General features: G+C 56.1%; 18 protein-coding genes. 6 read left to right on the top strand and 12 right to left on the bottom strand.

Annotated elements, in window-relative coordinates:
• The first annotated feature begins 3 nt into the window (after positions 1-3).
• Positions 4-519, top strand: coding sequence for a helix-turn-helix domain-containing protein (locus ACZ44I_RS00665; RefSeq protein WP_464549655.1), 516 nt, complete (start codon positions 4-6; stop codon positions 517-519).
• Here ACZ44I_RS00665 and trpA read toward each other — a convergent pair.
• From trpA to ACZ44I_RS00630, 7 genes are read right to left on the bottom strand one after another with little or no spacing between them, the layout of a single operon-like run.
• Entirely contained in the window at positions 470-1,273 is an 804-nt protein-coding gene (gene trpA / locus ACZ44I_RS00660; protein ID WP_464549657.1) for a tryptophan synthase subunit alpha, read from the bottom strand. The genes ACZ44I_RS00665 and trpA overlap by 50 nt on opposite strands.
• Positions 1,270-2,424 carry a tryptophan synthase subunit beta gene (gene trpB, locus ACZ44I_RS00655; protein ID WP_464549659.1) on the bottom strand — a complete coding sequence of 385 codons (1,155 nt, stop codon included), beginning with the start codon at positions 2,422-2,424 and terminating at the stop codon, positions 1,270-1,272. Before trpB ends, trpA begins: the two co-directional genes overlap by 4 nt.
• Positions 2,421-2,993, bottom strand: a complete 573-nt coding sequence (locus ACZ44I_RS00650; protein ID WP_464549661.1) for a phosphoribosylanthranilate isomerase — start codon at positions 2,991-2,993, stop codon at positions 2,421-2,423. Before ACZ44I_RS00650 ends, trpB begins: the two co-directional genes overlap by 4 nt.
• On the bottom strand, positions 2,984-3,727 hold the full coding sequence (locus tag ACZ44I_RS00645) for an indole-3-glycerol-phosphate synthase (protein WP_464549663.1): 744 nt from the start codon (positions 3,725-3,727) through the stop codon (positions 2,984-2,986). The genes ACZ44I_RS00650 and ACZ44I_RS00645 overlap by 10 nt, the downstream gene beginning before the upstream one ends.
• Positions 3,728-4,741, bottom strand: coding sequence for an anthranilate phosphoribosyltransferase (trpD, locus tag ACZ44I_RS00640; protein WP_464549665.1), 1,014 nt, complete (start codon positions 4,739-4,741; stop codon positions 3,728-3,730).
• Complete coding sequence (locus ACZ44I_RS00635; protein ID WP_464549666.1) at positions 4,738-5,313, bottom strand: anthranilate synthase component II; 576 nt, start codon at positions 5,311-5,313, stop codon at positions 4,738-4,740. The genes trpD and ACZ44I_RS00635 overlap by 4 nt, the downstream gene beginning before the upstream one ends.
• Positions 5,310-6,425, bottom strand: coding sequence for an anthranilate synthase component I family protein (locus ACZ44I_RS00630; RefSeq protein WP_464549668.1), 1,116 nt, complete (start codon positions 6,423-6,425; stop codon positions 5,310-5,312). The genes ACZ44I_RS00635 and ACZ44I_RS00630 overlap by 4 nt, the downstream gene beginning before the upstream one ends.
• A gap of 254 nt (positions 6,426-6,679) precedes the next feature.
• Between ACZ44I_RS00630 and ACZ44I_RS00625 the strand changes: the two genes are divergently transcribed.
• Genes ACZ44I_RS00625 through ACZ44I_RS00615 form a run of 3 tightly spaced genes read left to right on the top strand, consistent with a single transcriptional unit; the run spans position 6,680 to position 8,305 of the window.
• A complete protein-coding gene (locus tag ACZ44I_RS00625) occupies positions 6,680-7,039 on the top strand; it encodes a spore germination protein GerW family protein (RefSeq protein WP_464549670.1) in 360 nt (119 codons plus the stop codon).
• Entirely contained in the window at positions 7,040-7,621 is a 582-nt protein-coding gene (locus ACZ44I_RS00620) for a DUF2953 domain-containing protein (protein ID WP_464549672.1), read from the top strand.
• 39 nt (positions 7,622-7,660) lie between these two features.
• Positions 7,661-8,305: a hypothetical protein gene (locus ACZ44I_RS00615; RefSeq protein WP_464549674.1), complete on the top strand. Its 645-nt coding sequence runs from the start codon at positions 7,661-7,663 to the stop codon at positions 8,303-8,305.
• Here the strand turns inward: ACZ44I_RS00615 and truA are convergent.
• The 3 genes from truA to ACZ44I_RS00600 all read right to left on the bottom strand — a co-directional run bounded on the left by truA (position 8,237) and on the right by ACZ44I_RS00600 (position 10,157).
• The gene (gene truA, locus ACZ44I_RS00610; RefSeq protein ID WP_464549675.1) at positions 8,237-9,118 is read right to left on the bottom strand and encodes a tRNA pseudouridine(38-40) synthase TruA; all 882 of its coding nucleotides are present in this window, start codon (positions 9,116-9,118) and stop codon (positions 8,237-8,239) included. The two genes, ACZ44I_RS00615 and truA, sit on opposite strands and share 69 nt — an antisense overlap.
• A complete protein-coding gene (locus tag ACZ44I_RS00605) occupies positions 9,076-9,750 on the bottom strand; it encodes a CehA/McbA family metallohydrolase (protein WP_464551676.1) in 675 nt (224 codons plus the stop codon). The genes truA and ACZ44I_RS00605 overlap by 43 nt, the downstream gene beginning before the upstream one ends.
• A 215-nt stretch (positions 9,751-9,965) precedes the next feature.
• Complete coding sequence (locus ACZ44I_RS00600) at positions 9,966-10,157, bottom strand: hypothetical protein (protein ID WP_464549677.1); 192 nt, start codon at positions 10,155-10,157, stop codon at positions 9,966-9,968.
• Between the two features lie 153 nt (positions 10,158-10,310).
• On the opposite strand from ACZ44I_RS00600, the gene ACZ44I_RS00595 reads away from it, so the two are divergent.
• Positions 10,311-11,684 carry an MATE family efflux transporter gene (locus tag ACZ44I_RS00595; RefSeq protein ID WP_464549679.1) on the top strand — a complete coding sequence of 458 codons (1,374 nt, stop codon included), beginning with the start codon at positions 10,311-10,313 and terminating at the stop codon, positions 11,682-11,684.
• Positions 11,685-11,745: 61 nt separating this feature from the next.
• Positions 11,746-12,462, top strand: a complete 717-nt coding sequence (locus ACZ44I_RS00590; protein ID WP_464549681.1) for a DNA alkylation repair protein — start codon at positions 11,746-11,748, stop codon at positions 12,460-12,462.
• 94 nt (positions 12,463-12,556) lie between these two features.
• Here the strand turns inward: ACZ44I_RS00590 and ACZ44I_RS00585 are convergent, their stop codons facing one another.
• Positions 12,557-12,811, bottom strand: a complete 255-nt coding sequence (locus tag ACZ44I_RS00585; protein ID WP_464549683.1) for a hypothetical protein — start codon at positions 12,809-12,811, stop codon at positions 12,557-12,559.
• Between the two features lie 112 nt (positions 12,812-12,923).
• Complete coding sequence (locus tag ACZ44I_RS00580) at positions 12,924-14,120, bottom strand: M24 family metallopeptidase (RefSeq protein WP_464549685.1); 1,197 nt, start codon at positions 14,118-14,120, stop codon at positions 12,924-12,926.
• Positions 14,121-14,149 lie beyond the last annotated feature (29 nt).

Here is a 14,149-nt window from a genome sequence, read left to right as displayed (position 1 = left end):
GTTATGTTCTCACGCCGGATCTTTGAGACTGATTTTGCAGAAGCGCTTGACGAGGAGCTGAAGAGGAGGGATATGACGATCCGTGAACTCTCGGAGAAGACCGGTATTCCCCCCGCAACACTCTATAAGATCGCTTCAGGGGAACGGGATCCCCGGCTCTCGACTGTCCGGCGGATCGTTGCCGCCCTTGAGCCGCATGAAGGAACATTCATCGCCGTTGTTGCGGCAAAGTTCCTGCTCGACGAGATCGAGGGAGCACGGGTATCAATCGGAGGAAAAGAGGTGATCATGAAAGGATATGCCGCAAATTCGATCGACGAGTGCATGATGGCAGCGGTCGAAGCGAAGAAGGATGGGGCCTCAGGGATCATCTGTGCCCCGATCATCGCCTCCATCATCGAGAAGATCGTCGATATTCCGGTCGCTATTCTGAAACCGCATCCCGATACCGTCATTGATGCTGCGAACATCATTGCCCGGCGGATCGAGAGGATCGGTGGCGGGCAATTCCGGACCTGATCTCCCGCACAGCCTCTCCCACAAAGAGGGCAGGATCATCCGGGTTCCTCTCGATCGCCCCGGAGATCACCGATCCGGCAATCACGGCATCTGCTCCGGCTGCTGCTGCTTCATAGGCTGTGTCGGCGGATCCGATCCCAAACCCGACTGCAACCGGAAGCATAGTACTCTTCTTCACCTCCAAGACCCGATCCCCCAGATCATCCGGGAGATGCTGCCGTGTTCCGGTGACACCGGGTGCCGAGACGAGATAGAGGAATCCCCGGCCGACCCCCCCGATCATCGCTCTCCGTTCCGGCGGTGTGTTCGGGGCGATGATATAGATCGGATCGATCTTCTTCTGAGAGAGGAGTAATCCTCCTTCCTCAGGCGGCATATCCACAATCAGTATCCCGTCTGCTCCCGCAGCCGCGGCATCAGAGAGGAATTTTGCCTCACCCCTGACAATTGCCGGGTTAGCATAGGTCATCAGGCAGATCGGGATATCGCTCTCTCTCCTCAGCGCCCGAATGAGCTGGAAGACACCTTCGATGCCAATCCCACCCCGGATAGCCCGTTCATGGGCACGCGAGATCACGGGACCGTCGGCAACCGGGTTTGTGTTTGGAATGATCAGCTCGATCATATCGGCACCGGATTCGATCATCGACAGAATAACCTCAAGCGAGAGTTCCGGGGTCGGATCACCGGCCACGGTGCAGGCGATCAGGAGGGGAGAGTTCCCCTGATGAAACGCCTCTTCGATCCGGGTCATGCCCCGCCTCCGGGGACAGTGCCAAGATCCTTGTCCCCGCGGCCCGAGAGGGTGACTGCAATCAGGCTGCCCCGGTCCATCTCTTCTGCAAGTCGGAGTGCCGCAGCAACCGCGTGTGCAGACTCAAGTGCCGGGATGATCCCCTCTTTCCTTGAGAGGAGCCGGAATGCAGCGAGGGCTTCGTTGTCGGTAACCGTCACATATTCTGCCCTGCCGATATCACGGAGATGGGCATGTTCGGGCCCGACGCCCGGATAATCGAGCCCGGCCGAGATGCTGTGCGTCGGGGAGATCCGTCCTTCTGCATCCTGGAGGACCGAGGTGAAGGCTCCATGGAGCACCCCCCGGGTTCCACAGGAGAGGGAGGCGCCATGATCGCCTGGGCTGAGGCTCCGCCCCCCCGCCTCTGCCCCGATCAACCGTACCGTGGTATCAAGGAGCGGGAAGAAGGTCCCGATCGCATTTGATCCCCCGCCGACACAGGCGACAGCCGCATCAGGGAGCCTTCCTTCCAGTGCAAGCGACTGATGATACAGCTCCCTGCCGATGACAGACTGGAAATCACGCACCAGTCTCGGGAACGGGTCAGGCCCGACACAGGATCCGATCAGGTAATGCGAGGTCTCTGCGGTGGCAGCCCAGTCCCGGAGCGCGCAATCGACGGCATCGGAGAGGGTGGCAGATCCGCCTGATACCGGGGTGACAGTGGCACCAAGAAGCTCCATCCGTGCAACATTCAGCGCCTGCCGCTCCATATCGACTGCACCCATGAAGACCTCGACCGGGAGGCCGAGGACTGCTCCCGCCATGGCGGTTGCCACCCCGTGCTGGCCTGCCCCGGTCTCTGCGATCAGCCGTTCTTTTCCGGAACGCTTCGCAAGGAGCGCCTGTCCAAGTGTGTTGTTGATCTTATGGGCACCGCCATGAAGCAGATCCTCCCGTTTCAGGCAGATTCCAACCCCCGTCTCTCTCCCGAGGTTCCTGCAGAGGTAGAGCGGTGTCTCTCTCCCGGCATAGCGGGTGAGGAGTGCTGTAAGCTCTGCCTGTGCATCGGAATCCTCCCTGAAGATGGCATATGATTCAGCAAGCTCCCTGAGAGGTTCGATCAAAATCTCAGGAGCATACCTCCCCCCGTACTCCCCAAACCTCATAGCAAGCACCCCCGACAGGCAGCAACAAAAGCCTGCACCCGGTGCATATCCTTCACGCCCGGAGATGATTCAACGCCGCTTGAGACATCGACACCGGCTGGATGGAGCGATTGGATCACGCCCGCAACAGATGAATGCGTGAGCCCGCCTGATACCAACACAGGAACCGTTGCTTCTTCAATCGCAGCTTCTGCCACCACAGTGTCAAGCATAACTCCCCTGCCATGCGAGAGATCAAGGAGGAGGCGGTCGGCATCTTCTGGAGGCAGGCTGATCCCATCCCAGCCCGAGACAGAGATGAACCGGTCCGGTACATTCAGCGGATGATAGGTCTGGATCGCATCCGGTGAGAGGCGGCAGATCTCCCGCAGATAGGCAGGTGACCTTGTGGTGGTGACGCAGACCGTCTCCACCCTTCCGGCAATCGCCTTAAGAATTGCCTCAGCCCTCCGCGTGGTAACTGATCGTTGTGAATCGGTATAGAGGATGATGCCGATCGCATCTGCTCCGGCAGATACCGCAAGCCTGGCATCGGCGGGAGAGGTGATCCCGCAGATCTTCACGTACATGCAAACGCCTCCGTCGCCTCCCTCGGATCCGCAGCTGACGCGATCGAGGTCCCGATTAATACACCCATACAGGTCTTCATCGCCTCCTCCACCTCGGCCGGAGTCGAGATCCCGCTCATCGCAATCGGGATTTTGCCTGCTGCCCTGATTGCCGGGGCGATCCGGGCAGAAGTGCCGGGATCGATCTGAAGTGTCCTGAGATTGCGGTTATTGATCCCGATGAGTGAGGCCCGTGTGGCAATGGCATCTTCTGCTTCACCGGCGGAGAAGACCTCGACAAGCGGCTCAAGACCGCATTCGATCGCGTAATCGACAGATGCAGGGAGATCGTCCCCGAGGACAGAAGCGATCAGGAGAACCGCATCCGCACCAAGGGCCCGGCTCTCCCGGATCTGGCGCGGGTGTACCAGGATATCCTTTCTGAGGAGGGGGAGGCTCACATGCCTCCGCACCTCTCCTATGAAGGAGGGATCGCCGGCAAAGACCGTCGGCTCGGTCAGAACCGAGATCGCAACCGCACCACCCGCCGCCATTGCAGCCGCAAGCCGTCCCGGAGGCAGGGTTGCACCGGTCGGCCCCCCCGGCGAGGCGTACTTCACCTCACCGATCACCGCAGGCGACCGGGAGAGGAGCGCCCGCTTCAGGCTTCGGACGGAGAAGAAATCCCGCGGAAACGTATCCGGTAGTTTGGCAGCCCGCTGATGTGATGACGCGATAAGTGCATCCAGGATCATTCAGGCACCCCCGTTGATCTCCGCAAGAAGCCTGAGTGATTCAAGAGCCCTTCCCGAATCGATTGCATCTTCTGCCATTTTCAGGGCAGAGGAGAAGGTTGCTGATCCTTCCCCGGCGAGAATCGCCCCCGCAGCATTCAGGAGGACGATATCACGGGCAGGCCCCTCGCCGCCGTGAAGCACCCGGCTGATGATCGCAGCACTCTCTTCCGGGCTTCCTGCAACCAGCAGCTCGCGTGGCGCTTCAGCAAGGCCGAGATCAGCTGCATTCAGCGTATAATAATCGATCTGACCTGAAGAGAGCTCGCAGATCCGGTTCTCCCCTGTAAGGGAGAGCTCATCCAGCTGATCCCCCGAGACGACCAGCGCCTTCTTAACCCCGAGTGCCTGGAGCGCCTCTGCCATCGGACCGAGGAGGGCGGGATCGGCGACACCAATGATCCGGTTGATCGGGCCTGCCGGATTGCAGAGGGGGCCTGAGATATTGAGGATCGTCCTGAATCCAAGCTCTGAACGCAACCCCGAAAGGGTCTTTAAGGCAGGATGGTACGTCGGGGCAGAGAGAAAGGCAATATTTGCTTCCTGAAAGGATCGGATCACCTGTTCTTCAGAAGCATCGATAGAGACACCGAGTGCGGTGAGGAGATCCGCAGAACCCGACCTGCCTGTCTGCGCACGGTTCCCGTGCTTTATGACAGGAATTCCTGCACCAGCCGCGACAAATGCGGCGGCGGTGCTGATATTAAACGTCATCGAGTGGTCGCCGCCAGTTCCGCAGGTATCAACCGCACGATCTGATCCGGGGATCACAATCGTTCTTGCATGGGAGAGGAGCACCGATGCACAGGTGGCGAGATCCTCTCCTGTCAGGGTGCGGTTCCTCAGTGCATAGAGGAACGCTCCTGCCTGTGCAGGTGTTGCTGACCCCGATATGAGATCGTCAAAGGCAAGGCCGAGTCCTCCCTGCGGCAGGGGGGCATCCTCTGCCATCGCAACGCAGACTTCCTGGATCATGCGATCCCTCCATCAAGGAATGCGGCGATGAGGCGGTTTCCCATCCCGGTGAGGAGACTCTCGGGATGGAACTGCACCCCTTCGATCGGAAAGCGGCGGTGGCGGACACCCATCGGAAGGTGGTCGTCAAGGGAGTATGCGGTGATCATCAGATCCTCCGGGAGAGAACCTTCATCAAGAACAAGAGAATGGTACCGGACAGCCGGAAACGGATTCTGAAGACCGGAGTAGATCCCGGAGCCATTATGGGAGATCTCCGAGACCTCCCCATGCACCGGGCGTGGGGCATGGATGATCCGCCCGCCGGTAGCAGAGCAGATCGCCTGGTGCCCGAGGCAGACGCCGAGTGTCGGGACCGTCTTTGAGAGGGTGGCAAGGATTTCCATCGGGAGTGCCATATCCCCGGGTTTTCCGGGTCCCGGTGAGAGGATGATCCGATCAGGCTCCTCCTTCTCCACAGCCTCACATGAGCGGTCTGCGGGGATCACCACCGGATCGGCTCCGAGGCTCCCCACAAGCTGGAGGAGGTTATAGCTGAAGCTGTCAAAACAGTCCACGATTACGACCTTCATGCTGATTCCTTCCCGGCTGAGTCGATGGCACGGAGACAGGCTTCCGCCTTAATGGCGGTCTCATCGAATTCGCGGTCAGGATCTGATCCCGCGACGATCCCGGCCCCCGCCTGCACCGATGCAACACCATCCCTGACAACAACGGTCCTGATTGCAATTGCAAATGCGAATGCCGATCTCCCGGCATACCCGACTGCACCGGCATAGATCCCACGGGGTTCCTGCTCCAGTTCTGCGATCAGCTCCATTGCACGCTTCTTCGGGGCTCCCGTTACAGTGCCTGCGGGAAAACAGGATCGGAGCGCATCATAGCCATCAGCTCCGAAAGCTGCCTCTGCCGTCACCGTTGATACGATATGCTGGACTTTTGGGTACTTCGCCACCTCCGCATACCGGGGAACCGAGACAGATCCAAACGCTGCGACCCTCCCGATATCGTTCCGTGCAAGGTCAACAAGCATCAGGTGTTCTGACCGCTCTTTTTTATCGGCAAGCAGATCTGCTGCGAGCGCTTCATCCTCATCCGGGTTGCAGCCCCGCGGCCGTGTGCCTGCAATCGGGACGGTGGTAAGGGTGCTCCCACTGGCTGCAACCAGCATCTCCGGGCTCTCTCCTGCCACCTGTTCGTCACCGAAATCGAGGAAATATCCATAACAGGTGGGGTTCTGTGACCGGAGAGCGGAATAGATCCTGAGGGGATCGCCGGTGAACGGGAGCTGTATCTTCCTGGAGAGGACTGCCTGATAGCAGTCGCCATCAACGATATGGGATTTGAGCTGCCTGACGCCATCAGTAAAGAGTGGGCGCTCCATCGTGGTGCTCGAATCTGTTGGTAGATCACCTGTTGGTGGTGGAGAAAGTGAGAGATCACGCGATAGGAGGACTGCGGCCATCATCTGGATCCGGCTTTTTGCCTCTTCATCCATCTCACGTGAGAAGAGCGTGATCCCGTTTCGATCGATGGAGACGGCATCACGGCATGAGAGGAACCTGCCCCCGCCTTCGTACCTGAGATATCCGGCAGGGGAGAAGGGGGGATCGGCTGCCAGTGCCCTGAGAGCATCATAAGGATCACCCGGACAATCCAGTACTTCAGATCCAATCCCGACCATTACCGGAAGGCCGGGGAATTCGAGAATATAACCGGGGCCTTCAGCAAGCGCCCGGTAGACCGCAACCGGATCTGCTCCCTTTATCGGGAGGAATAATCCGGGTGCGGCGGGTGCCAGTCCGATGGCATCACCGTTTTGTGTACTTCTGTTTGCATATACTCTGGTAAGTTCTGTATATATTTATACATTGTTGATCATATTTGTCCAATAGACTGACACACATCTTAATAATCACCTGGTTATACTTCACTACCATGACAGAGAGAAATGTCTTTGACGGAATTCTGGAGCACCTCAGGACAATGGTCTCTTCAGATATCCTGGTCTCAAATCCGATTGTATCAGGAGATAGATCGATCTTCACCATCTCTTCAGTTGGATTTGGATTTGGCGGAGGGGAGGGAAAAGCCGCAGATGGTGCAGGTACCGGCGGTGGTGCCGGAGCGGGTGTCACCCCGGTTGCGGTGATGGTCATTCACCAGAACATTCCGGGACCCGAGGGGATCCAGATCTTTACTCTGGGAAAGAAGGGTGAGGTCGCACAGGCGATCTCGACTGCCGCAGAATCCCTCCCCTCGGTGATCGAGGCGATCCGGGGATCCAAGAAAGAGTGAATGGATTTCTACCCCATACTCCTCGCATTCGCATGCCTTGGGGGGGGAGCAACAGTCGTCCTGGTATCGTTCTGTCTCACCCTGATCGGATCTATAAGCCCCAAAGGATGGTCTGCCGGGGGGGGTCTCGGCCCAATCACCCTCCTCCTTCTCCCAAAACGGACTCTTGAGCTTTGGCTCTTTGAGAGGCTCGTGTACACGTATATCATCCCGGAAGAGGAGGAACGTGCAGTAGATGAGGAAGAAGATGAAGGCAGTGACATTCTGAAGAAGGCAGAGGAAGAGACCGGTTTTCCCCTCTCTGCCCTGTTGAAGCTTCCAATATCAATCGACTCGGTTACAATCAGCGGCAGGTTCGGAACCGGCGATGCCGGTGAGACAGGGAAGCTCTATGGTTGGGCTGCTGCCCTCCGGGGAGCACTCCGGACAACCCGGATTCACCTCAATGTTACCCCGGATTTTGCATATGCAGGATGGTCGGCGAAGATCAGGATACGAATCAGGGTACGATCGATTTTACATTTGGTGTTTGCACTTGTCCCATTTGTGAGAGGATACCTGCCTCCAACACATAGAACTTAAATATTTTGATCGCATCTTTTCACATGTGTGTGATACACTATGACAGATGATGAAATGAAGAAAGAAGAACCGAAGGTGACACAGGATCCCCTGACTGCTCCGGCCAGCACCCCGGCACCCGCTCCGGAAGAAAAACCAAAACCCGCTCCGGAACCAACGGTCAGCCATGAGAAGGAGACGATCCACGAGATCCGGTACATGGATAAACCTGAGAAGAAGAAGAGCAGCAAACTGAAGATCATCGGGGTGCTCATCCTGATCCTCCTCATCGGTGCGGTCGCCGTCTTCGCCACGCTGAACGTGACGATGTATGCTCCGGTGGAGGGGCAGACATACCCCTATACCACCACCTATGATGTCTGGTTCCCGCTTGGAAAGACCGTGAATGTCGGCGGGATCGATATGGTCGCCCTCTCCACCCAGGATGAGATGTTGATCGCAGTTGACGGGCAGACCGAAAAACTGGATGTGGGAGAGGATAAGCTGATATCTGTGAGGCGTGCGGTTGTGAAGACGCTTGGTATCACCGTCGTCGACACGAACTTCCAGATATACCTCACCTATCGCGGACTCTCTGACCAGGAAACGGCAAACTTCTTCCTTGCAGTGAAGACATCAGAACAGGTGCCGCAATTTATCGTGAATCTCCTCCTTCCGAAGGATATCCAGGCGGTCCCCGCCTAACCACCCAACCATTTTTTCTCCGATCCTAAACCGGTCGGCCTCATTCCTGAGCTTCTGATCTGCCTTTTCTGATCTGGTGAGAGGATAAAACAGAAGGCCAGAGTCCACGTCCCAGAGGATCAGTGGATCAGGAGGGGCTGCCGGGATCCGATCCCCTTCTTCAGTGAGAAGCGTGCTGATCCGCTCCGAAGGGATTACACCTGCACCCGCTGCAAGGAGAAGGGTTGCCATCCCCCGGACCATATTCCAGAGGAAACTCTCTCCAGTCACCTCAAAGACGATCAGGCCATCCTCTCTGAAGATCCGTGCTGAGAGGATACGCCGCATCGGATCCCGCCCCTCCTCCACCCGTGCAATTCTTCGGAAATCATGGAGCCCGACAAAACGGGATGCAGCCTCCTCCATCAGATGTGGATCAAGACCCTCGTGTGTGAAGAGGTACCGGTATGTCCGGCTTTTTGCCTGGTACCGGGGATTGAAATCATCAGGAACCTCCGCCCAGCCGGTTGCCTGGCAGTCATAGGGGAGCATCCGGTTTAAAGAAGAGACGATACGCTCAGGATAAGGTGTTGTGAAGGCGACCACCTGCCCCCGTGCTGAGACACCCGCATCGGTCCTCCCGGCAGAGACAAATCCCGCAGAACGGAAATCTTCAAAAAGGTGGAGGCGGAGGCAGGTGTCGATGAGCACCCCCTCAACAGTTCTGGTATCAGGCTGCTGCTGTGAACCTGAGAATCGCCGCCCGGGATAGCTGATCCGAAGAGCGATTCTCACCGGCGAAGGTTCGGTATCCGCCGTTGCAACCTCCTCCATGTGCTTTTGAGGGACTGGTGGGTATAGGTGCGAAGCGGCGTCATCCGGCAGGAGGCGATGGTCTTCCCCTGGCAGATGGCGTGTAGGATCGAATCCACTGTTGGCTCTGCTTCAATAAGCGTCGAGCCGTACCCGACATACCGCCAGTGGTGGGCATCACTCCCCCCGATACAGGGCTTCCCAAACCTTTTGGCAAGCCGTGCCGCTTTCTGGTTTGCTGCACCGACGATATACCGGGAGTTGAATGCCTCCACAGCATCAACAAGGGCAAGAGCATCTTTCAGCTTCAGCCCGACACCATGCCGCCACATATGGAACGGATGGGGCAGGATCGTCACTCCGCCCATCTGCCCTGCGATCGCAATCGTCTGCCTGACAGATAATCCGGCAGGAATCGGATCCATCACCCCGAGGACGAGAAGATGCCCCTCTTTTGTCGAGACCTCAATTCCAGGTATGATCAATACATTCGTCTTCAGTTCAAGCGCATATCTGGCACCGGTAACGGTATCATGATCGGTGATCGCGATCACATCAAGGCCGATCTCCTCAGCCCTCCTGAGGATATCCTCAACACGGCTCTCACCGTCACGCGAATGATTGGTATGAATATGGAGGTCACACCGGAGCATCATTGATACTCACTATTCTCACGCCAAGATAAAGAAACCCATCTATTCCTGCCAATCAGGCAGGTGATCTCTGAAAAGAAAAACATAATTCCGCTTATTGCACTCTTTTCCGGGAAAAGGAAGGTCATATCAGATGAATTAAGTGGGGCATCAGGGCTACTTCCCACCAGAGCTGATGCTCTTCAGCCGCATGCCCGGACCATCCCTGATTCTTTTCACACCCTCCGCCTGCGCGGATAGGTTCCTTTTGGAATCTGAATGATGATATCGCCCAGAATGTAACAACCCAGTGCAGCAAGAATGATTGCCGTAATCGGGAGGTTCAGAAGAGTGCCGAATGCAAAGGCTAGTACGCATGCAGCCAGAATCGTCATGAATCGAAGCACCCACCGGGGCGGACTATCCATAGATGTGATTTTGTATGCACCTTCATAAAGGTTTCCCGGAGGTTCGCCGGGAGATTTTCAGATATGAAACAATATACAGGGTTCTGGTTTCGGAGAGGTTATCTGTCTTGAGATCAATACAATTAAAGACAAATTTTATAATTCCATGATACTATGAACCCTACCGATCAGTCCATCCATAAGGGGGTATCCATACTCACCGGTGATCCGAAGAAGGCGATTATTGCTCTCTCAATTCCGGTCATCATTGCAATGCTTCTCCAGTCCATCTACAACCTTGTCGATGCGATCTGGGTGGCAGGACTTGGAGAAGATGCACTCGCCGCAGTCGGGTTTGTCACGCCGCTCTTCCTGATCCTGATAGGGCTCGGGAACGGGCTTGGCGCCGGTGTCAGTTCCGCCATAGCCAGGCGGATCGGAGCCGGGGATCGGAGGGGTGCTGACCGGGCAGCGATGCAGGGGATAGGACTCATCCTGATCATCTCGGCCCTGATCACTCCGTTTCTGGTCTTCTGGGCAGAACCGATCGCCGCACTTCTTGGTGCCGGGGATGCAACGGCACTGACTGCCGAGTATGCGAGGATCGTCTTTGCAGGAACTCCGTTCCTCCTCTTCGCCTCCATCTCCTATGCGATCTTCAATGCAGAGGGATCAACAAAGAAGACGATGTATGCGATGGGTGCATCGGCTGTGATCAACTGTATCCTCGACCCGATCCTGATCTACCCGATGGGGCTTGGGGTTGCAGGTGCTGCGTGGGCAACCCTCATCTCGATCCTCATGGTATCAGCCCTGATCTTCTACTGGCTCTTTATCGAGCGCTCCACCTATGTCACCCTGAGGAGATCAGAGATCCGGCCCGAGCGGGAGATAGCAATGGATATCATCAAAGTCGGCATCCCCGGGAGCCTCCAGTTCGTGATGATGTCGGCGGTTGCGATCTTGATCAACGCCCTCCTGGTGACCACCAGCGGGACCGATGCGGTTGCTGTGTATACAGCGGGATGGAGGGTAGTACTCTTTTCGATCATTCCTCTGATCGGGATCTCAATCGCCACGGTATCTATTGCCGGTGCATCCTATGGAGCACGGAATTTTGAGAGAGTGCATTCAGTACACACAATCGCCCTTGGATACGGAGTTCTCATCTCCCTCATCCTGACCGCCGCCACCTGGCTGCTCGCACCATACCTTGCAATCATCTTCACCTATTCACCTGAGAGTGCGCATCTCGCACCGGGTATCACAGCATTCCTCAGGACGATCTGCTGGTTCTTCCCCTTTGTCCCGGCAGGTATGTTCTCTTCCGCCATCTTCCAGGGAACAGGCAGAGGGGTATCGGCACTGATCCTGGAATTTTTCAGAAATATCGTCTTTATCGCAGTCTTCATCTGGATACTCGGCATATCATTCTCCTATGGCGAGGTCGGGATCTGGTGGGGGGTTGTTGCCGGAAACACCTGCGGCGGCTTCTTTAGCCTCTTCTGGGTGAGGTGGTACATCAAAAGACTGATTCGGTACCAATGAGGGGGTTGTCCGGTGATGTATAAAGAGGAACCTCTATTGCCTTAAAATGGAGATCTCTGGTATGAATACCATGCTTGAAGAGATCCGATCCACCCTGAAGGAGAGATCAGATCCGGCACTCGCAGACAGTGGGAGGCGGTTCTTTAAAGAGGAGATTACCACCTACGGCATGAAGACCGCCGAGGTGACAAAAATTGCCAGATCCTATCTCCCTGCCCTGAAAAAAATGGAGAAAGATGAGATATTCTCCCTCTCCGAGGACCTCTTCTCCTCCGGCTACCTGGAAGAATCATTCATAGCATCCAAATGGCTGCCACATTTCAGCGATCGGTTCGAGCCCGCAGATCTGATCATCTTCGAGGACTGGATCGAGAGTTATATAACCAACTGGGCAACCTGCGACACCTTCTGCAACCATACCGTCGGCGATCTCCTGATGAAATACCCGGACTGCACAAAACGGCTCTATAGATGGGCAGAATCTGAGAACCGGTGGCTCAGGCGCGCTGCCGCCGTCTCACTGATCGTCCCTGCAAAGAAGGGGGAGTTCCTTGAAGAAGCATTCAAAATCGCAGATATCCTCTTCGAGGATACTGATGATCTGGTGCAGAAAGGATACGGGTGGCTCTTAAAGGAGGAGAGCCGGACGCACCGGGATGAGGTCTTCGCCTATGTCCAGGCAAAGAAGAGGACGATGCCCCGGACGGCTCTCCGGTACGCAATCGAGCTGATGCCGCAGGAGATGCGGAAAGAGGCGATGAAGAGGGACTGGAGATAATGGATAACACTACAGGATTCGTACAGTCCTTCTCTCTACCCCACATCCATCCCTGCCTGATGGTTTGGCAGGGAATCACAGACTCGTAAAAAACCTAGAAGAATCGATCAAAATCATAACTTTCGAACTTACCTCGTATCTTCTTCATGGGAAGAAGATCTGCATCAAGGAAATCATCACCTCTTACCCGCAGCGGGCTCTTCTTCGGCGTTTTCCCATTTCGTTTCTGCTTTCGATTATATCTCTTTGGATCTTTTACAGCCAGGTACTCTGGTACATCCGGGAAGCCCCCGAAATATTCTTCCTGATACAGGATATCCCGTGAAAACCGCGTATTCCGTCGCGACATCTCTCTCACTTGACAATATCAGAGTTGTATTATGAAATTCATAAATTTTTCCCTCTCCATAGATCGGGAGATATCAATCGCCTTCTTATCTATGCCGGTGTCTGAGGAGGGGCTAAAACCCCACCTCTATCAGCCCTTCTGAAAGACCAGTGATCGATTCGCCGCCACCGGGCCTGACCAGGAAGGTATTCTCCACCCCGACCATGCCGACACCAGAGACCCCGATCTTCGGCTCAAGGGCGATCGCCATCCCCACGCTGAGCGGTTCATCAAACCCTTCTGCGAGGACCGGATACTCATCAACCTCAAGACCAACGCCATGGCCGAGGAAGGGAACCTGCCGGCCGGCATACCCCATGAAGTCCTTCTGGTATTTCTCAGGAATATCCGCAATCACCGTCCGGTAGATGTCTCTTGGGATGACACCGGGGCGGAGGAGGGACGCCATCTCCTGTTGGATCTCAAGGCAGGTACGATGCGCCTCAACTGCCCGCTCCGGGAGGGGGGCGCCGAACTGGTAGACGGCTGTCTTATCGGTATGGTAGCCTTCATACCCGCATCCGACATCGAGGAAGACGAGATCGCCCTTCCCAAGCTTCCGGTCATGCGATCCAAGGAGCGGTACTGCGGCTGAGAGCCCGACTGCCCCGCCGGGACCATTGAACGAGGTGGAGGCAAGGGAATGTTCGCCAAATGCGATCTGGCCGAGGACGATCTCGTTTCCGAACATCGAGAACCTGACGATCCCGTGGTGTCCTTCTGCAATCAGGGCAGAATGGAGCTCGCACCCAAGATCCGCCTCGCTCATCCCTTCCCGCAGGATCAAAGGGACGATATCGTCAAGGACATGCCGGTGGATCTCACCTGACTTTCTCATGAGATCGATCTCATAGGAACTCTTCACTGCCCTGACATACGCGATCTGCTTATCGAGAGAGGCGAAGCTTTTTGCGGGAATATGCTTTCTGAACCTCTCAAGGAGTGCGATTGGTACCAGTTCAGCCTCAATATAGCAGGTATCCGGGACTTTCCCCATCTCTTTTGCCAGATCCCGGAAGCTCTGCATCGGACGGATATCAGGAAAAAGGGATTCTGCCCGTGCCCGTTCATAGCTCCTTCTCACCCAGTATACCGGATCGCCGTTGCGGGGTATCAGGAGGACACCATCCTGCATGGTGCCGGAGAAGTAGTACTGGTTGACTCTCCCAAAAAATGCTGCCATCTCCCATTCCGGGAAATCACACTCCATCCGCTGCCTGAAACGCTTCAGACGGTCTTGTTCTTCCGATACCGGTACCTTCGCCTGCATGTGAAGTATGTTTGCAGGGTGACTACTTG

This window comes from Methanocalculus pumilus, assembly GCF_055382585.1.
The sequence above is the reverse complement of the archived record's forward strand: the minus strand, read 5'-3'. Positions and strand labels throughout refer to the sequence as shown.